Consider the following 430-nt stretch of genomic DNA (forward strand, 5'->3'; position numbering starts at 1 on the left):
GGTATTACCTGGCGGTTGTGCTGGATCTGTATCGTCGCCGTGCCATCGGCTGGGCTCTATCGACTCGCCCTAATGCGAATCTGGCGGTATTGGCACTGGACATGGCCTACGAGCGCCGGGAGCGCCCTGAGGGTGTGCTGTTTCACTCTGACCAAGGCCTTCAATACGCCAGCGAGGCCTTCCGGCAGCGGCTGTGGAGTTACCGCATGCGGCAAAGCATGAGTCGTCGGGGGAACTGCTGGGACAACGCTCCCACGGAGCGGCTACTACGTAGCCTCAAGTCCGAGTGGGTACCTGCCACCGGCTACACGTCACTGAATGAGGCCAGACAGGATATCGGCGATTACCTGATGGGGTATTACAACTGGCTTCGGCCGCATCAATACAACGGAGGGCTACCACCTGCTGAAGCGGAGAATAGCCCTAAACA

At 59.3% G+C, this 430-nt stretch carries 1 protein-coding gene; it reads left to right on the plus strand.

Annotated features, from left to right (window positions below; all coding sequences use genetic code 11):
- Nucleotides 1-430: IS3 family transposase (locus tag C0039_RS20850; RefSeq protein WP_133126072.1), on the plus strand; the 430-nt coding region annotated here is incomplete at both ends.

The sequence above is a fragment of the Pseudohalioglobus lutimaris genome (genome assembly GCF_002866825.1).
GTDB classification, from domain to species: Bacteria; Pseudomonadota; Gammaproteobacteria; order Pseudomonadales; family Halieaceae; genus Halioglobus; species Halioglobus lutimaris.